The 20,325-nt window shown below is 72.6% G+C and carries 20 protein-coding genes and 1 pseudogene; 9 read left to right on the top strand and 12 right to left on the bottom strand.

Going from position 1 to position 20,325, the window contains the following annotated elements; translation table 11 throughout:
- Positions 1-266: 266 nt before the first annotated feature.
- Positions 267-1,205, top strand: coding sequence for an SRPBCC family protein (locus ABZ919_RS08335; protein WP_361244074.1), 939 nt, complete (start codon positions 267-269; stop codon positions 1,203-1,205).
- Positions 1,202-2,374, top strand: coding sequence for a zinc-dependent alcohol dehydrogenase (locus tag ABZ919_RS08330; RefSeq protein WP_361244073.1), 1,173 nt, complete (start codon positions 1,202-1,204; stop codon positions 2,372-2,374). Before ABZ919_RS08335 ends, ABZ919_RS08330 begins: the two co-directional genes overlap by 4 nt.
- 240 nt (positions 2,375-2,614) lie before the next feature.
- Here the strand turns inward: ABZ919_RS08330 and ABZ919_RS08325 are convergent, their stop codons facing one another.
- From ABZ919_RS08325 to sigE, 5 genes are all read right to left on the bottom strand, one after another.
- Positions 2,615-3,280, bottom strand: a complete 666-nt coding sequence (locus tag ABZ919_RS08325; protein WP_361244071.1) for a hypothetical protein — start codon at positions 3,278-3,280, stop codon at positions 2,615-2,617.
- 239 nt (positions 3,281-3,519) lie between these two features.
- Positions 3,520-3,960 carry a sec-independent translocase gene (locus ABZ919_RS08320; RefSeq protein ID WP_361244069.1) on the bottom strand — a complete coding sequence of 147 codons (441 nt, stop codon included), beginning with the start codon at positions 3,958-3,960 and terminating at the stop codon, positions 3,520-3,522.
- 83 nt (positions 3,961-4,043) lie between these two features.
- Positions 4,044-5,903 carry a trypsin-like peptidase domain-containing protein gene (locus ABZ919_RS08315; RefSeq protein ID WP_361244067.1) on the bottom strand — a complete coding sequence of 620 codons (1,860 nt, stop codon included), beginning with the start codon at positions 5,901-5,903 and terminating at the stop codon, positions 4,044-4,046.
- Positions 5,904-6,036: 133 nt separating this feature from the next.
- A complete protein-coding gene (locus ABZ919_RS08310) occupies positions 6,037-7,083 on the bottom strand; it encodes a zf-HC2 domain-containing protein (RefSeq protein ID WP_361244065.1) in 1,047 nt (348 codons plus the stop codon).
- Positions 7,080-7,790, bottom strand: coding sequence for an RNA polymerase sigma factor SigE (gene sigE / locus ABZ919_RS08305; protein WP_361244063.1), 711 nt, complete (start codon positions 7,788-7,790; stop codon positions 7,080-7,082). The genes ABZ919_RS08310 and sigE overlap by 4 nt, the downstream gene beginning before the upstream one ends.
- Positions 7,791-8,025: 235 nt before the next feature.
- On the opposite strand from sigE, the gene ABZ919_RS08300 reads away from it, so the two are divergent.
- Positions 8,026-8,724 carry an O-methyltransferase gene (locus tag ABZ919_RS08300; protein WP_361244109.1) on the top strand — a complete coding sequence of 233 codons (699 nt, stop codon included), beginning with the start codon at positions 8,026-8,028 and terminating at the stop codon, positions 8,722-8,724.
- Between the two features lie 86 nt (positions 8,725-8,810).
- On the opposite strand, the gene ABZ919_RS08295 is transcribed toward ABZ919_RS08300, so the two are convergent.
- Positions 8,811-8,978, bottom strand: coding sequence for a DUF3117 domain-containing protein (locus ABZ919_RS08295; RefSeq protein WP_018544333.1), 168 nt, complete (start codon positions 8,976-8,978; stop codon positions 8,811-8,813).
- 371 nt (positions 8,979-9,349) lie between these two features.
- On the opposite strand from ABZ919_RS08295, the gene ABZ919_RS08290 reads away from it, so the two are divergent.
- A complete protein-coding gene (locus ABZ919_RS08290) occupies positions 9,350-10,153 on the top strand; it encodes an enoyl-CoA hydratase-related protein (RefSeq protein WP_361244061.1) in 804 nt (267 codons plus the stop codon).
- A gap of 85 nt (positions 10,154-10,238) precedes the next feature.
- On the opposite strand, the gene ABZ919_RS08285 is transcribed toward ABZ919_RS08290, so the two are convergent.
- Both ABZ919_RS08285 and ABZ919_RS08280 read right to left on the bottom strand, forming a co-directional pair.
- Positions 10,239-10,838 (bottom strand): DNA-3-methyladenine glycosylase I, encoded by a 600-nt coding sequence (locus tag ABZ919_RS08285; protein WP_361244059.1) that lies wholly within the window; start codon positions 10,836-10,838, stop codon positions 10,239-10,241.
- Positions 10,835-11,191: a DivIVA domain-containing protein gene (locus tag ABZ919_RS08280; RefSeq protein WP_361244057.1), complete on the bottom strand. Its 357-nt coding sequence runs from the start codon at positions 11,189-11,191 to the stop codon at positions 10,835-10,837. Before ABZ919_RS08280 ends, ABZ919_RS08285 begins: the two co-directional genes overlap by 4 nt.
- Before the next feature lie 138 nt (positions 11,192-11,329).
- Here ABZ919_RS08280 and folP point away from each other — a divergent pair, with 138 nt between their 5' ends.
- Positions 11,330-12,190 carry a dihydropteroate synthase gene (folP, locus tag ABZ919_RS08275; protein WP_361244055.1) on the top strand — a complete coding sequence of 287 codons (861 nt, stop codon included), beginning with the start codon at positions 11,330-11,332 and terminating at the stop codon, positions 12,188-12,190.
- Between the two features lie 85 nt (positions 12,191-12,275).
- Here folP and ABZ919_RS08270 read toward each other — a convergent pair whose 3' ends face one another.
- Together ABZ919_RS08270 and dapE are read right to left on the bottom strand one after the other, a co-directional pair.
- Positions 12,276-13,034 carry a TIGR00730 family Rossman fold protein gene (locus ABZ919_RS08270; RefSeq protein ID WP_361244053.1) on the bottom strand — a complete coding sequence of 253 codons (759 nt, stop codon included), beginning with the start codon at positions 13,032-13,034 and terminating at the stop codon, positions 12,276-12,278.
- A 105-nt stretch (positions 13,035-13,139) separates the two neighbouring features.
- On the bottom strand, positions 13,140-14,219 hold the full coding sequence (dapE, locus tag ABZ919_RS08265; protein WP_361244051.1) for a succinyl-diaminopimelate desuccinylase: 1,080 nt from the start codon (positions 14,217-14,219) through the stop codon (positions 13,140-13,142).
- A gap of 96 nt (positions 14,220-14,315) precedes the next feature.
- Here dapE and ABZ919_RS08260 point away from each other — a divergent pair, with 96 nt between their 5' ends.
- Both ABZ919_RS08260 and ABZ919_RS08255 read left to right on the top strand, forming a co-directional pair.
- The gene (locus ABZ919_RS08260) at positions 14,316-15,308 is read left to right on the top strand and encodes a heavy metal transporter (protein WP_361244049.1); all 993 of its coding nucleotides are present in this window, start codon (positions 14,316-14,318) and stop codon (positions 15,306-15,308) included.
- A 289-nt stretch (positions 15,309-15,597) separates the two neighbouring features.
- Positions 15,598-16,014, top strand: a complete 417-nt coding sequence (locus tag ABZ919_RS08255; protein WP_361244047.1) for an ATP-binding protein — start codon at positions 15,598-15,600, stop codon at positions 16,012-16,014.
- Between the two features lie 95 nt (positions 16,015-16,109).
- Here ABZ919_RS08255 and ABZ919_RS08250 read toward each other — a convergent pair whose 3' ends face one another.
- Both ABZ919_RS08250 and fdxA read right to left on the bottom strand, forming a co-directional pair.
- Positions 16,110-17,201 carry a bifunctional succinyldiaminopimelate transaminase/glutamate-prephenate aminotransferase gene (locus tag ABZ919_RS08250; RefSeq protein WP_361244045.1) on the bottom strand — a complete coding sequence of 364 codons (1,092 nt, stop codon included), beginning with the start codon at positions 17,199-17,201 and terminating at the stop codon, positions 16,110-16,112.
- Positions 17,202-17,327: 126 nt separating this feature from the next.
- The gene (gene fdxA, locus ABZ919_RS08245) at positions 17,328-17,648 is read right to left on the bottom strand and encodes a ferredoxin (protein WP_018561461.1); all 321 of its coding nucleotides are present in this window, start codon (positions 17,646-17,648) and stop codon (positions 17,328-17,330) included.
- Between the two features lie 140 nt (positions 17,649-17,788).
- Between fdxA and ABZ919_RS08240 the strand changes: the two are divergent.
- Positions 17,789-18,781, top strand: a pseudogene (locus ABZ919_RS08240) (GNAT family N-acetyltransferase); the annotation flags it as partial.
- 670 nt (positions 18,782-19,451) lie between these two features.
- Entirely contained in the window at positions 19,452-20,318 is an 867-nt protein-coding gene (locus ABZ919_RS08235; protein ID WP_361244043.1) for a transglutaminase-like domain-containing protein, read from the top strand.
- Positions 20,319-20,325 lie beyond the last annotated feature (7 nt).

Genomic DNA, 20,325 nt, shown 5'->3' with positions numbered 1-20,325 from the left:
CGGCCACAAGCGGTAAGAGACCCGGGGCCGCCGTGCCCCCTGTTTCACCGGACCGGTCCGGGGGACGGGTGGCGATCTGCCGGTCCTCCGGCCGGGGCTGGACCGGCAGTTGTCGGGCCGGGAGAAAACCCGACGTTGTCCGTTATGCCCTCTTCACCTTCTCCCTCAAGTGGCGCCCTCTTCACCTTCGCCCTCAAGTGGCCCGCTTCGCCTTCTCCCTCAAGTGGCCCGCCTTCCGTTCGCCTCACCGCACGTGGGGAGCACTCATGAAGACAGACACCCATTCCGCCTCCCGCCTACGGCACGATCCGCTCGTCCGGAGCCTCGGCTGGACCAGTGCGCTCCTGGGCGTGCCCCAGGTCCTCACCCCGGCGGGCTTCACCCGGGCCCTGGGCGTGGACGACACCTTGCGGCACCGCTCCGCCACGACCGCCGTGGGCGTGCGCGAGCTGGCGGCGGCGACCGGACTGCTGGGGCGGCCGCATCCCGCCTGGCTCTGGGGCCGCGTCAGTGGCGACCTCATGGATCTGGCGATGCTGACCCGGGCCCTGAAGAACCACGACGGTCGTGGCCTCGGCCGCACCGTTGCCGCGACCGCCGCGGTCACCGCCATCACGGCCACGGACGTCTACGCGGCCGTGACCCGCACCCACAGGAGCGCCCCCATGGAAGTGACCGCGACCACCACCGTCGCCCGGCCCCCGGACGAGGTCTACGCCCTGTGGAGCGACCTGAAACGACTGCCGGACTTCATGGCGCACGTGGACGAGGTGCGCGTCACCGGCCCGCGCACCAGTCACTGGCGGGCCGTCGCACCGTTCGACGAGGCGGTCGAATGGGACGCCGAGACCACTCAGGACGTCCCCGGCGCGCTGATCGCCTGGCGCTCGGTGGACGGTGCCGACATCGACAACTCCGGCGAGGTCCGCTTCGTGCCCGCCCCCGGCGGCCGGGGCACGGAGATCCGGGTGACCCTGCGCTACGACCTACCCGGCGGGGCGCTGGGCAAGGCCGCGGCGCGCTACTTCGGCGAGGAACCGCACCAGCAGCTGGACGATGACCTGCGCCGCTTCAAGCAGATCGCGGAGACCGGCGAGGTCGTCCGCTCCGAGGGCGCGCCCGGCGGCAAGCGGGCCCGCGGCGAGTTCCCGCAGCATCCGGCCCGACCGCTGACCGAGGACGAACTGAAGGAGGCCCTGGCATGAAGGCGAACTGCTGGACGGGACGCAACTCGGTCGAGGTGCAGGACGTCCCCGATCCGTCGATCCTCAACAGCCGCGACGCCATCGTGAAGATCACCTCGACGGCGATCTGCGGCTCCGACCTCCATCTGCTCGACGGCTACGTCCCCACCATGGAAAAGGGCGACATCATGGGCCACGAGTTCATGGGAGAGGTCGTCGAGGTGGGCCCCGGCATCAGCGACGGACTGCGCGTCGGCGACCGGGTCGTCGTGCCCTTCCCCATTGCCTGCGGCGCCTGCGCGTCCTGTCGCGCAGAGCTGTACTCGTGCTGCGAGAACACCAACCCCAACGCCGGCATCTCGGAGAAGTTCTTCGGCCACCCCACCAGCGGCATCTACGGCTACTCCCACCTCACCGGCGGCTTCGCCGGCGGCCAGGCCGAGTACGCCCGCGTGGTGCTCGCCGACGCCAACGCCCTCAAGATCGAGCCGGACCTCACCGACGAGCAGGTGCTGTTCCTGTCCGACATCCTGCCGACCGGGTACATGGGCGCCGAGATGTGCGACATCCAGGACGGTGACGTCGTCGCCGTCTGGGGCGCCGGTCCGGTCGGCCAGTTCGCCATGGACAGCGCCCGGGTCCTGGGCGCGGAAAAGGTCATCGCGATCGACAAGGAGAGCTACCGGCTCGACATGGCCGCCGCCCAGGGATACGAGACGATCGACTTCGAGAACACCGACGTACGCTCGGCACTGCTCGAACTCACCGGTGGTCGCGGCCCCGACAAGTGCATCGACGCGGTCGGCCTGGAGGCCACGCACGGTGCCTCTCACGTCCACCTCTACGACCGCGCCAAGCAGGCGGTGCGCTCCGAAACCGACCGGCCACACGCCCTGCGCCAGGCCATCCTGTCCTGCCGCAGCGGCGGGGTGGTGTCGGTCATCGGTGTCTACGGCGGGCTGATCGACAAGTTCCCGGCGGGTGCCTGGATGAACAGGTCCCTGACCCTGCGCACCGGGCAGTGCCACGTGCAGAGATACATGAAGCCGCTGCTGGGTCTGATCGAGCAGGGCAAGATCGACCCCACCAGGGTCATCACCCACCGGCTGCCGCTGACCGAGGCACCGACCGGATACGACCTGTTCAAGAACAAGAAGGACCGCTGCGAGAAGGTCGTCCTCAAACCGTGAGGGCCGCGCCGGTGAACTGCGGCACCATGTCTCGCTGACCCCGGCTTGCGCTGGTCGGACGCGGACTGGGACAGGCGGGTGCTGGAAGGCCCCGGAACATGATCGGTCCGGGGCCTTTTGCCTGGTGCCCCGGCAGGGCTCGAACCCAAGTTCTGGGGCGCTTCCCGGCGGGCCGTGGGCAGCTCGCCGTACCCGAGACCGGACGACGAAAGGGCGCCGGGGAAGACCGGCGCCCTTGTGTCACGCGTAAGCGGAGACGTCCTTCACCACGGCGAAGCCGAGCCCGTACGCGCTCATCCCCCGCCCGTACGCTCCCAGGTGCACCCCCGCCTCAGTGGTACCGGCGAGCACCCATCCGAACTCGGACTCCCGGTAGTGGAAAGAGGCGGCGACCCCGTCCACGGGAAGAGAGAGCCGACTCCACTCCGGTCCCTCGAGATCGTCGGCCAGGGCCCACGCGGTCTCGGTCTGCTGCTCCAGCCAGTCGTCGCGCAGACTGTGGTCCATCTGCCCGGGCCAGGTGAACGACAGCAGCCCCACCCCGGCAAGCCACGCCGCCGAGGAGACCGACGTGGCCTCCAGCAGCCCCGTACCGTCGGCGCTCCTGCGGGACGGCTGCGCGGCGACGGTGACGACCACCGCGAACTTCTCCCGCGGCTCGTCGGCGGCGCCGGCCTCGCCCCGTACGGAGGGCTCGTCCCCGTGCCCGATCGACCCGTGCTCGACGGCACCGTCGGCCGCCGTACCGACCTGCATCAGCCAACGCGGCCCCGTGAACGCCTCGTCGAGGCCGTACCAGGGGAACGGCGCCTGCAGGTAACCGTCGACCGTGCGCCGGGCGGAGGGCAGCTGCTGTTCGCCCTCCGCGGCCGGCGCCTGTGCGCCCACCCGACTCGTCGTCTCCATCTGCCCGGACGCCTCCTCGCTCTCGTCGGACCGGGTGGCCCGCCCCCCTTCGGGCGTACTCGTCCGGTCCGCACAACAACTCGGCAGCATATCCACACCGGTGAGAGCCTCAGGGCAGGCACTGGATGCGTGGGTCGCACGAACGGCCTGTTCAAGCCGTGTGCGACGGGGGCGTGCTATGAAACGCGTCACGTGCGCGGCGTACGCCCGCGTGCGCGTGTCGGAGCCGGGTGGCGGCCCTAGGTGGCGTCCGCGTCGAAGGGCGGCAGCTCGTCCTTGCCGAGTGCCTCGGACTTCTTGGTCATGTCGACCCGCGCCGAGGAAGCCGGTCCCGACGACGACGCGGACGTCTCGCTCTCCCGAGCGTGGACGGCGTCCGTGACCTCGGCCATCTCCTTCTTCAGGTCGAACCCGTTGCGGATCTCCTTCAGCCCCAGTTCGTCGTTGTCCAACTGCTTGCGGATGAACGTCTTGGGGTTGAGGTCATCGAACTCGAAGTCCTTGAACTCCGGGCCCAGTTCGTTGCGGATGTCCTGCTTGGCGCTCTCGGAGAACTCGCGGATCTTCCGGATCGTGCGCATGACGTCCTGGATGACCTTCGGGAGCTTGTCCGGACCGAAGACGAGCACGGCGAGCACGATGATCGTCACCAGCTCCAGTGGCCCTATGTCATTGAACACCTGTCGCTCCTTGCGATGTCCTCGGTCGCTCAACGGTACCCGCCGTTCCTGTCCGACCGGTACCGTCCGAGGTGAGACTTGTGTCAGTTCTGCTCCGCCGCGCCCAGCCGGAGCGAGACCTCCCGGTCGGTCCCGTCACGCCGGACCGTCAGCCGCAGCCGGTCACCGGGCCGGTGCGCACGGATCTTGACGATCAGTTCCTGGGCCGTGTGCACGCGCTGCCCGTCCACCTCGGTGATGACGTCGTCCGCCTCGAGACCGGCCCGCTCACCGGGGCCGCCCCGGCTCACCGCCGGGCCGCCGCCCGCGCTCTTGCCGTCGATACGGGCGCCGTCGCCGGTGTACCCCATGTCGAGGGTGACACCGATGACGGGATGGGTGGCACGGCCGTGGTTGATCAGTTCCTCGGCGACGCGCTTGGCCTGGTTCACGGGGATGGCGAAGCCGAGACCGATGGAGCCGGCCTGGCTGCCGCCCGAGTCCGAGCCGTCGTCGGCGGAACGGATCGCGGAGTTGATGCCGATCACCTGGGCCCTGGAGTCGAGGAGCGGGCCACCGGAGTTGCCGGGATTGATGGGCGCGTCGGTCTGCAGCGCGTCGACGTACGAGACATCGCTCCCGTCGCCCTTCTCGCCGCCGGCCGTGATGGGCCGCTCCTTGGCGCTGATGATGCCGGAGGTGACCGTGTTGGCGAGGTCGAAGGGGGCGCCGATGGCGACGACGGGGTCACCGACCCGGACGTCGTCGGAGTTGCCGAGGGGCAGCGGGGTGAGCCCGTGGACGCCGTGGACCTGGACGACGGCGAGGTCGTACCCGCTGTCCCGGCCGACCACCTCGGCCTTGGCGGTGTCGCCGCTGCTGAAGGTCACGGATATCGCGCCGTCCGATCCGGCGGGCGCTACGACATGGTTGTTGGTGAGGATGTGGCCCCTGGTGTCGAGTACGAAGCCGGTACCGGTGTCCGACTGATCGGTTCCCGTGACGTGCAGGGTGACGACGCTGGGCAGCGCGCGTGCGGCTATCCCGGCCACGCTGTCCGGCGCCCGCCCGGCGGGCACGGCCCCGGCCTGCGGCAGATGCACGTCATCGCCCAGGCCCTGACGCTCGGCCCAGGCTCCGGCGATCCCGCCGGCACCGGCGGACACCAGGGCGATCACCAGGCTCCACACCACCAGCAGCCGCTTCGCCCGCCGGTTGCGCTGCTCCTTCGCCGGCACCGCGACGCCGGTCTGCTGCAACGCCCCCTGCCCCAGCATCTGTTCGGTGGCCGGACCGGCGGCCCATGGGTCGTAGCGCCGCCGGTCCGAGCCCGGCGCCGGCATGGGGGTGGCGGGGACCGGGGCCGGAGCGCCGACGCCGGGCGCGGTCCCGTCGACCGCAGCGACGGCGGGTACCGGCGCCGCGGGGGCCGGCGCGGGGATCGTGCCGGGGGTGCCGGGTGCGGGTGCGGGTGCGGCGGCCAGGGTGGTGGGCGACCCGGGTACGGGCGCCGGGGCCTCAGGGGCGGGGGCGTCGGCCGCGGGCACCGCCGGGGCCGGCAGAGCCGCCCCCTGGGCCAGGGTGGCCGCGGGGTGCTGTACGGGCGGTGCGGGCGCCCAGGGGCCCGGCCGGCCGTACGGCGGGGTGCCATAGGGGTCGGGGTCGTGCAGCGGCTTCGGCCGCTCGGTGGCAGCCGCCCAGGCGGTCTCCCCGGTGCCGCCCGCGACGCCGGCCCGCGGGCTCGTGTCCGCCTCGGCCGCGCCCGCCGGCCCCGGCAGCGGCTTGGCCAGCTCGAAGTCGCCGCCGGCCACGGCCTCGACGCGCTCCTCGCCGGGCCCGGCCGTCCGCGTGGACTCCGTCGTGGTGGCCGGAGGTGCCGGCTCGAAGTCGGCGGCCTCGGCCGGTGCCACCCCCGCAGGTCCCTGAGGCCCGTCCTCCGGCGGGACACGGTTCCCCTCGTTCATGCTCTCCCCACGGCTGGCCGCGGCCGCGCGCTTCGACGGTGGCCACGGAACGGCGACTGCGCCCCCGGGTCACGCCGCGGGAACGGTTCTCACAGGATTCAACCAGGTTCGCGGGCCGTGGCGCAGTGCCCGGTCAGGGCGTCTGGCGGGGAGTGGAGGGGGACGGCGAGGGAGCGGAAGTGGTGTCGGGGACGGAGGCGGACAGCAGGCCGGAGCCGGCCACTCCCGGGAACCCGGTCCAGGCGGTGAGCGGATAGACCACGGTGTGGTCGAGCGGAGGTATCAGCGGGGAGACCGCGGCCGCACGGGCCATCACCGGCGCGGTCAGGCTACGCAGGGCGTCGCTCTGGGCCTTGCCCATGTCGGGGGTCGGCAGTCCGGGCACCAGCGGTGCGGCCATGGACGTCGGAACGGCCGGAGCCTGGCCGAACTGGGTGCCGCCCTGGGCGAGGAGCGGTCCGCCCGGGCGACGGCGCTGTGTGTCGGGCGTGGCCGCGCCGGTGCCGGCCGGCCGCGCCGGGACCACGTTGCTGCCTGTGCCGGAGCCGCCGCGGGCGTCGGCGCTGCTGTCCCCGGGAACGGCGGTGGTCACGCCGCCGAGAGCGACCGCGGCGAGCGACACCGCACCGGCGGCGGCGACCGCGAACCGCAGACCGCGCGAGGCGGAGCGGCCGTCGTCCGGACGGCCGACGAGGTGGATGCGGAAACCTCGCTCCTCGGGAGCCGGGACGCCGTGCGACGGGCCGGCGGGACCGTGCGGGCGGGCGGGGACGTACCCGAACGCGAAGCGCTCGCCGCGCCTCACTCCGAAGGCACCGAAGCCGCCGGAGGCTCCTTCGGGCCCGGTGGTTCCTGCCGCCTCGTCGTGGGAGCCGCGTCCGAAGAGGCCGCCCCCGGGCGGCGACATGCCGTCGCCGCCCAGGTCACCTCCTCCGGGCAGGCCCTGGAGGCGGGCCAGGAGACTCGCCGAGGGGGGCGGCGGGGCCGCCTCCGCGAACACGTTCTTCAGCCGGCGCTGGGCGTCCGCCTCCGCCTTGCACCGGGCACAGGTGGCCAGGTGCGCGAGGACCCGCTCACGCGACTCATGACCGAGTTCTCCGTCCACCAGGGCGGAGAGCCGGTCTCCCAGGTGCTGCTCTGCGAGGTGCGCCTCCGCAGGTTTGGGCCGGGATCCACTCACGCGGTCGCGCCCCCTCCCCCCAGAGCGGGAACGCGCGCCAGGAAAGAGCGCCGCTCGGCCGCGCGGGCCTCCGGGGAGCGATGCGCGAGCGCCTTGCGGAGCTGGGAGCGGCCGCGGTGGATCCGGGAACGGACCGTGCCCAGCTTCACGCCGAGCGTCGCGGCGATCTCCTCGTACGACAGTCCCTCGATGTCGCACAGGACGACGGCGGCGCGGAACTCGGGCGCGAGGGTGTCGAGGGCCTGCTGGACGTCGGCGTCGAAGTGGGCGTCGTTGAAGATCTGGTGCGGGCTGGGCTCGCGGCTGGCCAGACGCTCGGCCGCGTCCTCGCCGAGGGCGTCGAAGCGGATGCGCTGCTTGCGCCGGACCATGTCCAGGAAGAGGTTGGTGGTGATGCGGTGCAGCCAGCCCTCGAAGGTGCCCGGCGAGTACGTCGACAGGGAGCGGAAGACACGGACGAAGACCTCCTGGGTGAGGTCCTCGGCGTCGTGCTGGTTGCCCGTCAGGCGGTAGGCGAGCCGGTACACCCGGCCGCTGTGCGTGCTGACGATCTCCTCCCACGTGGGCGGAGTCCACGCCTGCCCGTCCGCGTCGGTGGAGAAGGTCGCGGTCTGGGCTTCGCCTGCGGCGAAACCGGCGTGGTGGTCAGCAGCGGTGTCGGTCACGGATTTCGGCCTGCCCGCCGACCCGAGGAAGCGCCGCAGCACTCCGCCCCGGTCCCCGGGCGCAGCCGCACCTCCCCTGTCAGCTCTGGTGGTGTCCAGTGGAGCCCCTACCATAGCCACCTCGCCCGTTAGCTCCGGATAAGCGGTTTTACGAGAATTTGATACAGGCTGACACGGCTCGTGCGGCTGGATCAGCAGGTGCTCGGTGCCCTGATCCACCTCTTACCCCCCGTCGCGTCTCCGGGCCACTGGCCCACCCCTTTAAACGCCCGGTCCCATCTGCGGGTTCCCGACCCCAACGGATACAGTCACGCCCAGGCAACCATGGGGACGGGAGAGGGTCATTACCGGCAACCGGCAGACGAGCTGGGCGTTCGCCGACGCCTTTGTCGCCGAGGACGAAGCGCTGCGCTGGGCCCGCGACCGGGCCCGCGAGGCAGGGCTGCGCTCGGTGTCGCCCGGCACGGGCGCAGCCCTGCGTCTGCTCGCCGCCTCCGTTGACGCCAAGGCGGTCGCGGAGATCGGCACCGGCTGCGGGGTGTCCGGAATCCATCTGCTGCACGGCATGCGCCCGGACGGAGTGCTCACCACGGTCGACCCGGAGCCGGAGCACCAGCAGTTCGCCCGGCAGGCCTTTCGCGCCTGCGGTTTCGCCAGCAACCGGGCGCGCTTCATCCCCGGCCGCGCGCTCGAGGTGCTCCCCCGGCTCGCGGACGCCGGCTACGACCTCGTCTTCTGCGACGGGGACCGGCACGAGTACCTGGACTATCTAGCTGAATCGTTGCGCCTGCTGCGCCCCGGCGGCCTGGTGGTCTTCGAGGGCGTCTTCGCGAACGGCCGGACCGTCGACTCCGGACCGCAGCCGACCGAGGTGCTGCGGCTGCGCGAGCTGCTGCGCGCGGTGCGCGAGAGCCAGGAGCTGGTGCCGTCGCTGCTCCCGGTGGGCGACGGTCTGCTGTGCGCCGTCAAACGGTGAGCGGCCCGCCGCGGTGTCGAAAGACGCGGCTGCCCCGGCACCGCGTACGATGCCGGGGCAGTCGGAAGGACAGGATGGCTGGGACGTCAGACGACGACCTTCTTGAGGGCGTCGCCGAGCGCCTCGGCCTCGTCAGGGGTCAGCTCGACGACGAGTCGACCGCCGCCTTCGAGCGGAACGCGCATGACGATGCCCCGCCCCTCCTTGGTCACCTCGAGCGGGCCATCGCCCGTCCGCGGCTTCATGGCCGCCATGCTCGTTCCCCTTCCTGAAACCAGCTCATCGTCTGCCGAGAGCCCTGGGAGGGCATCCGCGGTTCCCGAACGGACACGCGACACCGGCATCGAACACATTGCTTCCCAGCCATTATCCCGCATCGCAGGACCCGATGACCAACATCGGTCGGCATCGCTTGGGCAACGCGCGCGAGCAAAACCACTCAATTCGGCGATGTGGCTGCGATACTTCTCCGCCGCACCGAGTTCCGCCGACCGGCTCGGCTCCGTTTTTCTTTGACGCAGGTCACACGTCCGGTCCGGCCCCCGGACGGCGTTCTCCGCCATGCTGTCCTTCATACCAGGACGTACTGAGCGGTACGTCATCCGCGAACCGGAGGGGATGCGCCATGGCCGACACCGTGCTCTACGAGGTGAGCGACGGGCTCGCGACGATCACGCTGAACCGCCCCGAGGCGATGAACGCGCTGAACATCGCGACCAAGGTCGCCCTGCGGGAGGCGGCGGAAGCCGCGGCCGGGGACACGGCCGTACGGGCGATCCTGCTGACCGCCGCCGGGTACCGGGCGTTCTGCGTCGGCCAGGACCTCAAGGAGCACATCGGGCTGCTCGCGGCGGACCGGGAGACCGGGTCCGGGCAGACGATGAGCACGGTCAAGGAGCACTACAACCCGATCGTGCGGGCTCTCGCCGGGGCGCCCAAGCCGGTGGTCGCCGCGGTGAACGGGGTCGCGGCCGGGGCCGGTTTCGGTTTCGCGCTCGCCGCCGACTACCGGGTGGTCTCCGACACCGCCGCCTTCAACACGTCCTTCGCGGGCGTCGCCCTGACCGCCGACTCCGGGATCTCCTGGACCCTGCCCCGCGTGATCGGCCCCAGCCGCGCCGCCGACCTGCTGCTCTTCCCGCGCAGCATCAGCGCCCAGGACGCCCTGGAGCTGGGCATCGCCAACCGGGTCGTCCCCGCGGCCGAGCTGCGCGCCGAGGCCGGGAAGACGGCGCGGGCGCTGGCCGAGGGCCCGACCGTGGCGTATGCGGCGATCAAGGAGGCGATGGCCTTCGGCCTGACGCACTCCCTCGGCGAGACCCTGGAGAAGGAGGACGAGCTGCAGGCCCGGGCCGGCCGGTCCGAGGACCACGGGATCGCCGTGCAGGCGTTCGTGAACAAGGAGAAGCCGAAGTACCTGGGCCGGTGAGTCCGGGGCGGTGACGCGCCCGGGGGAACCGCGGGCGCGTCACGGCCGATCGCGCTCACGCGGCGAAGCCGCACATCGATTCGGCCTACCCCCGCCCCTGAAGGGCGCTTCTGGTCACGCATGCCTCCAGGTGGTCGTTCACCAGGCCGCACGCCTGCATGAGCGCGTACGCCGTCGTCGGGCCGACGAATCTCAGGCCGCGCTTCTTCAGGGCCTTCGACAGGGCCGTGGACCCGGGAGTCACGGCCGGGACGTCGGCGAGGGTCTTCGGGGCCGGGCGGCCGGCCGGGTCGGGGGCGTGGGACCAGATGAACTCGTCCAGCTCGCCCTCGGCCCAGCCGGCGAGCACGCGCGCGTTGGCGAGGGTGGCGTCGATCTTGGCGCGGTTGCGGATGATGCCCGGATCCGCCAGCAGGCGCTCGCGGTCCTCGTCGGTGAACGCGGCGACCTTCTCGATCCGGAAGCCGGCGAAGGCCGCGCGGAAACCCGGGCGGCGGCGCAGGATCGTGATCCACGACAGGCCCGACTGGAAGGCCTCCAGGCTGATGCGCTCGAAGAGGGCGTCGTCGCCGTGGACCGGGCGGCCCCACTCCTCGTCGTGGTACGACACGTAGTCCTCGGTGGACAGGGCCCACGGGCAGCGCAGGGCGCCGTCCGGTCCGGCGAGGGCGGCGCCTTCGCTCATCGCCCGTCCTCCGGGTGATCGGCCTTCTCCAGGCGGACGTGTGCAGCCGCGGCCCTGGCCCCGGCGAGCGCGGACTCCAGATCGGCGATACGGGCGTCCCGCTCGGCGAGTTCGGCGGCGACGCGGCCGAGGGCGTCGTCCACGTCCGCCATCCGGTAGCCGCGCGGGGCCAGCGGGAAGCGCAGGCTCTCCACGTCGGCACGGTTCACCGGGCGGTCCGGGGGCAGCGGGTCCTGCAGCCGCTCCGGCGCCACCTCGGGCAGCGGGGCGCTTTCGCCGCCGCCCACCACGGCGAGTGTCACCGCGGCGACCACGACGGCCAGCGCGACGACCAGGAACAAGAACATCAGCATCGCCTCGGGATCCCCACGCTCTCTGCCGGACGCTGTGCCGGACGTCGAATCTCTCAGGGTCCGATCGTGCCATGCGAGTCCGACGGTTAGGGTCACAGGCGGCCGTACTGCGGGACGTACTAGGAGAGGTCACAGCGGATGCTCAGGCTGGGCAGGCGGGAATTCGGGCCCCACGAGCCGGTGATCATGGCGATCGTGAACCGGACTCCGGACTCCTTCTACGACCAGGGGGCCACCTTCCGGGACGAGCCGGCCCTCGCGCGTGTGGAGCAGGCGGTGGCCGAGGGCGCCGCCATCATCGACATCGGCGGTGTGAAGGCCGGACCGGGCGAGGACGTCACGGCCGCGGAGGAGGCCCGGCGGACGGTCGGCTTCGTGGCGGAGGTGCGGCGCCGCTTCCCCGACGTGGTCATCAGCGTGGACACCTGGCGGGCCGAGGTCGGCGAGGCGGTGTGCGAGGCGGGTGCGGACCTGCTGAACGACGCGTGGGGCGGCGTCGACCCGCGCCTCGCGGAGGTCGCGGCGCGGTACCGGGTGGGGCTGGTGTGCACGCACGCGGGCGGTGTCCAGCCGCGCACCCGACCCCATCGGGTGACGTACGACGACGTCCTGGCCGACATCCTCGAGGTGACCCTGGGTCTGGCCGAGCGGGCGGTGTCGCTCGGTGTGCCGCGGGAGTCGGTGCTGATCGATCCCGGGCACGACTTCGGGAAGAACACGCGGCACAGCCTGGAGGCGACCCGGCGGCTGGACGAGATGGTCGCGACGGGGTGGCCGGTGCTGGTGTCGCTGTCCAACAAGGACTTCGTCGGCGAGACGCTGGACCGCCCGGTGAAGGAACGGCTGATCGGTACGCTGGCGACGACCGCGGTGTCGGCGTGGCTCGGGGCGCAGGTGTACCGGGTGCACGAGGTGGCCGAGACCCGGCAGGTGCTGGACATGGTGGCGTCCATCGCCGGGCACCGGGCCCCCGCGGTGGCCCGCCGGGGCCTGGCCTAGTGCGGCGACCGGAAAGGTTCACCGGCTCGCCCTTCCGGTCACAGCACTAGGTACCGGGGGGCTCCGCCCCCTGGACCCCGCAGCGCTAGCGGCCGGCCTCCTTCGACACCAGTGCCACCGCCTCCTCCACGTCGTCCGTCACGTGGAACAGGAGCAGGTCCGCCTGCGCCGCCTTGCCCTGGGCCACCAGGGTGTTCTCCAGCCAGGACACCAGGCCGCCCCAGTACTCGCTGCCGAACAGGACGATGGGGAAGCGGGTGACCTTCTGGGTCTGGACCAGGGTCAGGGCCTCGAAGAGTTCGTCGAGCGTGCCGAGGCCGCCGGGCAGGACCACGAAGCCCTGCGCGTACTTCACGAACATCATCTTGCGGACGAAGAAGTAGCGGAAGTTCAGGCCGATGTCGACATAGGGGTTCAGCCCCTGCTCGAACGGCAGCTCGATGCCCAGGCCGACCGAGACGCCGCCCGCCTCGCAGGCGCCCTTGTTGGCCGCTTCCATCGCCCCCGGCCCACCGCCCGTGATCACGGCCCAGCCGGCTTCGACCAGGCCCCGGCCGAGCCGCACCCCCGCGTCGTACTCGGGCGAGTCCACCGGGGTACGCGCCGAGCCGAACACGCTGATGGCAGGGGGGAGTTCGGCCAGCGTGCCGAAGCCCTCGATGAATTCCGACTGGATGCGCAGCACGCGCCAGGGGTCGGTGTGCACCCAGTCCGAGGGGCCGCCGGCGTCCAGCAGGCGCTGGTCGGTCGTACTCGCCGTCACCTGTCCCCGCCGCCGGAGGACCGGCCCCAGCCGCTGCTCGTCCGGCGGGATCTTCTTCCCCTCGGGGTTGCCGGTAGGCATGTGCGCTCCCTCCGCTCGGGGGTGGTTCCACCTCAGCGTAGATCCACGTCGGTTACGGAGGGGGGACATGCGCATGTCCGGCGCGCGTGGACCGTACGGGCGTCTCTACGCGGTGAGCCAGGCGCGCAGGCGTTCCTCGCCCGCCAGGATCTTCGCCGTCTCCACCCGCTCGTCGCGCTTGTGGGCCAAGTGGGGGTTGCCCGGGCCGTAGTTGACGGCGGGGATGCCGAGCGCGGAGAAGCGGGAGACGTCCGTCCAGCCGTACTTGGGCCGCGGGATGCCGCCCACCGCCTCGATGAAGGCCGCGGCGGCCGGGTGGGAGAGGCCGGGCAGGGCGCCCCCGCTGTGGTCGTCGACCACGAACTCCTCGACACCGCAGTCGGCGAACACCTCGCGGACGTGCGCGATCGCCTCCTCCTCGGTGCGGTCGGGGGCGTAGCGGAAGTTGACCGTCACCACGCACGCGTCCGGGATGACGTTCCCGGCCACTCCCCCGCTGATGCCGACCGCGTTCAGGCCCTCGCGGTACTCCAGGCCGTCGATCAGCGGCCATCGCGGCTCGTAGGACGCCAGGCGGGCCAGGATGGGGGCCGCCGCGTGGACGGCGTTGGAGCCCATCCAGCCGCGCGCCGAGTGGGCCCGTTCCCCCGTCGTCCTCAGCAGCACCCGCAGGGTGCCCTGGCAGCCGCCCTCGACCTCGCCGTCGGAGGGCTCCAGCAGGACCGCGAAGTCGCCCTCGAGCCAGTCCGGGTGGGCCTCGGCGACATGCTTGAGGCCGTTCAGCTCGGCGGCGACCTCCTCGTTGTCGTAGAAGATGAAGGTGAGGTCCCGGTTGGGGGCGGGAACCGTGGCCGCGATGCGCAGCTGCACCGCGACGCCCGACTTCATGTCGCAGGTGCCGCAGCCCCACAGCACGCCGTCCTCGTCCAGCCGCGAGGGCACGTTGTCCGCGATCGGGACCGTGTCGATGTGGCCGGCCAGGATCACCCGCTCGGCGCGCCCCAGACGGGTGCGGGCGATCACGTTGTTGCCGTAGCGGTCGACCGTCAGGTGCGGCAGGGCGCGCAGGGCGGTCTCGATGGCGTCCGCGAGCGGCTTCTCGGTGCCGCTCTCGGAGGGGAAGTCCACGAGTCGCGCGGTGAGCGCGGCGGCGTCGAGCGTGAGGTCAAGCGAGGTGTCGGCCATGGCGTCGACCCTAGCGCCCCGCCCGCTCGGGGCCGGTTGCGCGGCGCTGACCGGACCGCCGGTCGGGGCCCGGGGGGCCTCCAGTACCTTGTACGCGTGTCAGAGCCGTCCCCCACCCGTCCCAAACGCCGCGGCCGCCTCTTCCGTTTCGCCGCGGCCCTGTTGGTCCTGTGCGGTGTCGCCGCGTACCTCGTGGTGCAGTACGTCACCGGAGGCGGCGGAGCGCGCGGCTGCAAGGTGGTCTCGTCCGACGGTGACGGGACGTCGTTCGAGTTCACGCCGGAGCAGGCGGTGAACGCGGCGACCATCGCGGCCGTGGGCACCGGGCGCGCCATGCCCGAGCGGGCCGTGACGATCGCGCTGGCGACCGCCCTGCAGGAGTCGGGGCTGCGCAACATCGGGCACGGCGACCGGGACTCGCTGGGCCTGTTCCAGCAGCGGCCCTCGCAGGGCTGGGGCACCGAGCAGCAGATCATGGACCCGGCGTACGCGGCGGGCATCTTCTACGCGCATCTGGCCAAGGTGCCGCACTACACCGACCTGCCGCTGACCGAGGCGGCCCAGGAGGTCCAGCGCAGCGGCTACCCGGAGGCGTACGCGAAGCACGAGCGGGACGCCACGCTGCTGGCCGAGGCGCTGACCGGGCGTGCGGCTGCCACCCTGACCTGCGACGGGCACCCGGACGGCACGGCCACGGCGACCGGCCCGGACGCCGTACGCACGGCGCTGGTGCGGGACTTCGGGCGGGACGCGCTGCAGGAGACCGGCGCGGAGGTGGGCGGGACGCCCGTGCCGTCGCCGTCCCCCTCGCCGAGCGTGACCGCGACCGCTCAGGGGCGGACCGTGACCGTGCCGGTGCCGCAGGGCGCGAAGGTCGACGCGATCGGGCGCGGCGAGCGGCAGCGGGGCTGGCAGGTGGCGCAGTGGGCCGTGGCCAACTCCTCGACGCTGCACATCCAGCGGGTGTCGTACGCGGGGCGGGAGTGGACCGCCGGGAGCGGCGGCGGCGAGTGGAGGACGACCGCCGAGGGCGGAACCGCCGGTGCGGCGGCGTCCCTGGAGGTCGTGCGGATCGTGGCCGGACAGTAGTACGGCAGATCACTCCGGCGGGTTGTACGGCGCCGGTTCGGCCCGCTGTCCGCGCAAGAGACCGGCCTTCTGCGGAATCCCTTGGAAAATCAAGGGCCGTAAGGATTCTGCGGGGATTTCCGGCGGAAGCCGTTTGCCCGTTTTTATCCCCACCTGATAATGCGATGCGTTATCCATTCTTTACCCGGGGCGTCCGCAACCTTCGCGGGCTTCGAGCGGTAGTCACGGCGTCCGAGCCCGGACACGGACCCGGACGCACAGACCGTTCTCTCCCGTCGAATGGAGCATCATGTCCCTCCCTCTGACCCGCCGGATCGCCCGTGCCGCGCTGCTCGTCGCAGCGGGAGCGGCAGCCGGGGTCGGTGCGGCCGGCTCCGCCGGTGCGGCCACGAACCTGCCGGCGGCGACCCCGAACCTGGGTGGTCTGACCGCCGTGGACGGGGCGCACGTCGGCGACACTGTCGACGGTGCCGCGCAGAACGCCACCTCCCTCGCGGGCCACGCGGGCGGCAAGGCGGTCGAGCAGACGGTGCCGACCACGGGCAAGACCGCCGGCGGCGCCGTGAAGAAGACCGCGCCGGTCGCGCAGCAGGCCGTGGGCAGCGCCGCCGGGGCGGCGGGGAGTGTCCTCGGGGGCGCCGCGTCCAACGCGACGAAGGGCGGCGTGCCGAACCTTCCGGTGCAGGGGCTGCCGCTGGGCGGCTGACGGTTCGCCGCCACCGAGCTGAACGGCGACGGGGTCCAGGGGGTTTCCTGGGCCCCGTCGCCTTTCCCCGGCACAGAGGAGACGGCCGTCGGCTGCTACAGGCGCGACACCGCCGCCTGGACGCGTTCGTCCGTCGCCGTGAGGGCGACCCGGACGAACTTCTCGCCCGCCTCGCCGTAGAAGTCGCCCGGTGCGACCAGGATGCCCAGGTGGGCCAGGTGGGCGACCGTCTCCCAGCAGGACTCGTCGCGGGTGGCCCAGAGGTAGAGGCTGGCCTCGCTGTGCTCGATGCGGAAGCCGTGGCCGAGCAGGGCGGCGCGCAGGGCCTCCCTGCGGGCGGCGTAGCGCTCGCGCTGTTCGTGGACGTGGACGTCGTCGCAGAGCGCGGCCACGACCGCGGCCTGCGTGGGCGCGGAGGTCATCATGCCGCCGTGCTTGCGGATCTCCAGCAGCGGGCCGAGGACCGCCGGGTCGCCGGCGATGAAGGCGGCGCGGTAGCCGGCCAGGTTGGAGCGCTTGGAGAGGGAGTGGACGGCGACGATGCCGTCGTAGGAGCCGCCGTTGACGTCCGGGTGCAGGACCGAGACCGGGTCGGCCTCCCAGCCGAGCTCCAGGTAGCACTCGTCGGAGACCAGCAGGACGTCGTGGGCCCGGGCCCAGGCGACGATGTCGGTCAGGTCCCGCTGGGGGATGACCCTGCCGGTCGGGTTGGACGGGGAGTTCAGCCAGAGGAGCTTCAGGCCCGCGAGGTCGAGGTCGCGCGGGTCGTCGTAGACCTCGTAGTCGGCACGGGCCAGGCGGGCGCCGACCTCGTAGGTGGGGTAGGCGAGGCGCGGATGGGCGACCTTGTCGCCGGGGCCCAGGCCCAGCTGGGTGGGCAGCCAGGCGACCAGTTCCTTGGAGCCGACGACCGGCAGCACATGGCGGTGGGTGACCCCGCGGGCGCCCAGGCGGCGCTCCAGCCAGCCGGTGATCGCGTCGCGCAGCGCGGGCGTGCCCCACACGGTCGGGTATCCCGGGGAGTCGGCCGCGTCGACCAGGGCCTTCTGGATCAGGTCGGGCACCGGGTCGACCGGGGTGCCCACGGAGAGGTCGACGATCCCGTCGGGGTGCGAGGCGGCCGTCTTCTTGTACGGCTCGAGCTTGTCCCAGGGGAAGGTGGGAAGCCGGTCGGAGACTGCGGACACGGAAATCAGGCTCACTTTCGTACGGTGCGGCAAACACCTCGGTCCCGTACGGCGGTGATCGGGACGATCGGGCCGTACGGGACCGAGGCGGCGCGGTTCGCAGGCGGCCGCTTGGCGCTCAGACGGTCACTCGCCCTGCGGCGGCAGCGCGGCGATGAAGGGGTGGTCGCGCTCGATCAGCCCCAGCTTGCTGGCACCACCGGGAGAGCCGAGCTCGTCGAAGAACTCGACGTTCGCCTTGTAGTAGTCCTTCCACTCCTCCGGGGTGTCGTCCTCGTAGAAGATCGCCTCGACCGGGCAGACCGGCTCACAGGCACCACAGTCGACGCATTCGTCCGGGTGGATGTACAAGGACCGCTGGCCCTCGTAGATGCAGTCGACCGGGCACTCCTCGATGCACGCCTTGTCCTTGACGTCGACACAAGGCTGCGCGATGACGTAGGTCACGCTGTCGTTCCTCCTCGATAGGGCGCTGGCGGGCCTCCTCAGGCTCCGCCGCCTGGCGCGCGGGAGCGCGGCGTCGTCGATGCCCGCCCCTAGTATCTCCGTTCCGGAGCATGATCCGAACAGGAGGGGTGAACTGACCAGTGGAAATCTCGGCGACAGGACACCTGGAAGTCCGCATCACCCCTGCTGACGTGGGAAAACGGGTATCCGTACGGCGGTTGAGCGAACCGGGCGCGGCGGCGGAGAAGTTCACCGACACGGTGGGTGTTCTCACATCATGGGACGAGGGCGTGCTCATGATCACACGGCGGGATGGGCGGAGTGTTCGGATCGCCGAGTCTGCCCTGGTCGCGGGCAAGGTCGTACCGGCCGCCCCGGCGCGCCGCCGGGGACCCGCCGTGTCGTACCAGGAACTCGCGCGTGTCGCCGCGCGCGGCTGGCGTCCGCTGGAGACGGAGCGGCTCGGCGAGTGGGAGCTGCGGGCGGCCGGCGGGTTCACCCGGCGGGCCAACAGCGTGCTGCCGCTCGGCGAGCCCGGCCTTCCGCTCGACGCGGCCCTCGCGGCCGTACGGCGCTGGTACGGCGAGCGTGGCCTGCCCGCCTACGTGCAGACGGCCACCGGCGCCGAGGGTACGCAGGAACTGCTGTGCGCGGAGCTGGAGCGGCGCGGCTGGGTGCGGGAGGTGACCGCCGAGGTGTGGACCGGCGCGCTCGCGCCGGTCGCGGACCGGGCGGAGGGCGCCGGTGTGGCGCTGTCCCGGCAGCCGGACGGAGCGTGGCTCGCCCGGTACCAGCGCAAAGGGGTGGGCGAGGTGGCCCTGCGGGTGCTCGGCGGGGGTCCGTCGGTCTGGTTCGCGACCGTGCCCGGTGACGAGGGCGAGCCTCCGGCGGCCATCGGGCGGTGTGTCGTGGACGGGCGCTGGGCCGGGTTCGCCGCGATCGAGGTGGATCCCGCGCGGCGCCGCCAGGGGCTCGCCGCCGAGGTGATGGCCGCGTTGGCCCGCCGGGCGCTGGACGAGGGCGCGTCGGCGGCCTGGCTGCAGGTCGAGACCGACAACGAGGGTGCCCGCGCGCTCTACGCCGCGCTGGGCTTCGCACCGCACCACGCGTACCACCATTACCGCGCACCGGAGGGCCGCCGGGCCGGCCCGGCGGGCCGGACGGAGTACGGCGACCGGGCCGGGGCGACGGACGAGCCCGAAGACCGTCACCGGACAGCAGACGAACACCACACCGGCCCGACGGCCGCCACACAGCACGCCGACCCGGCGGCCCGCACGACGGACGAGCCCGCGGGCCGTCACCAGGCGGGAGGGGGACACCCGGCCGATCCGGCGGCCACGGCCCGGTCCCACGGAGAGGACTGCGCGGCGGACGAGTCCCCGGACGCGGACCGGGCGCCGCGAGCGGCCGACGGCCCGCACCGGCCCACGGGCATGGCGGGCGGCCGGAGCCGCACCACCGAACCCACGGACGGCCGGCACCGGACACTCCGCACCGCGAAGACCCTCCGCCGGCCGGCCGGAACCAACGCCAAAACCCATGCAAATACCAACGAAACCCCCCATCACGCCACAGACATACCGGACGCCCACGGCCACACCACCGAACCCGTCGACGGCCCGCACCGGGCGCCCCACACCCCCAGGACCCCCCGCCGCCCGACGCAAGCCGACGGCTCCGCACACGGGGCAACGGGCGTGCCGGGCGGCCGGAACCGCACGGCCGGGCCCATCGGCAGCCGGCGCAGGTCCGTCGGTGAGGGTCGGTGGTAGAACCGTCGTGGAAGGGCATGAGCCAGGCATGCGTCACCCGTATCTCCCGCCGCCGTATCCGCCCGGGCCGGAGCGGTCGGCCGAGCTGCGCCGGAGGTTCGCCGAGGAGGCCCGGTCCGAGCGGCCGGATCTGTCGGCGCTGTGCCTGCTGATCGGCGCCGAGGCGGACGGCTCGCTGGACGAGGCCGGGATCGATGCCGCGCAGCTGGAGCTGGACCGGCTCGCGGGCGAGCTGCCGTACCGGCCGGGCGGGCCGCTCGCGTGGGCGCAGGCCGTGCAGCAGCTGCTCGGGGCACGCTACGACTTCCGTGGGACGCCCGGCGAGTACCAGCGGCTGGAGTCCTCGCTGCTGCACGAGGTGCTGCGCCGGCGGCGCGGGCTGCCGATCCTGCTGTCCGTGGTGTGGCTGGAGGTCGCCCGGCGGGCCGGGGCCCCCGTGTACGGGGTCGCGCTGCCGGGGCACTTCGTGGTGGGCTTCGGCGCGGCGGCGGAGCAGGTGCTGGCCGATCCGTTCGACGGAGGGCGGCTGCTGACCGGTGCCGATGCGGAGATGCTCGTGGTGGGGGCCACGGGAGCGCCGCTGGACGCCTCGATGCTGGAGCCCGCGGCGCCGCTGGAGGTCGTCCAGCGGATCCTGAACAACATCCGCGCGTGGGCCACGTCCCGGCCCGAGCGGTCGGACGTGGCGCTGCGGGCCGTGGAGCTGGCGCTGCTGGTGCCCGCGCATCCGGCGCGGCTCCGCTACGAGAAGGGTCAACTCCTGGTGCAGCGCGGGGAGTTCACCTCGGGCGCCAAGGAGCTGGAGCACTACGCCGACCTGATCGAGGTCGTCGACGAGCCGGCCGCGCAGAAGGTGCGGCAACAGGCGCACACCGCGCGGGCGATGCTCAACTGAGCCGTGG

Origin of the sequence: Streptomyces sp. NPDC046759 (assembly GCF_040645475.1) — a bacterium.
GTDB lineage: Bacteria > Actinomycetota > Actinomycetes > Streptomycetales > Streptomycetaceae > Streptomyces.
This window is presented reverse-complemented; position numbering and strand designations above follow the sequence as displayed.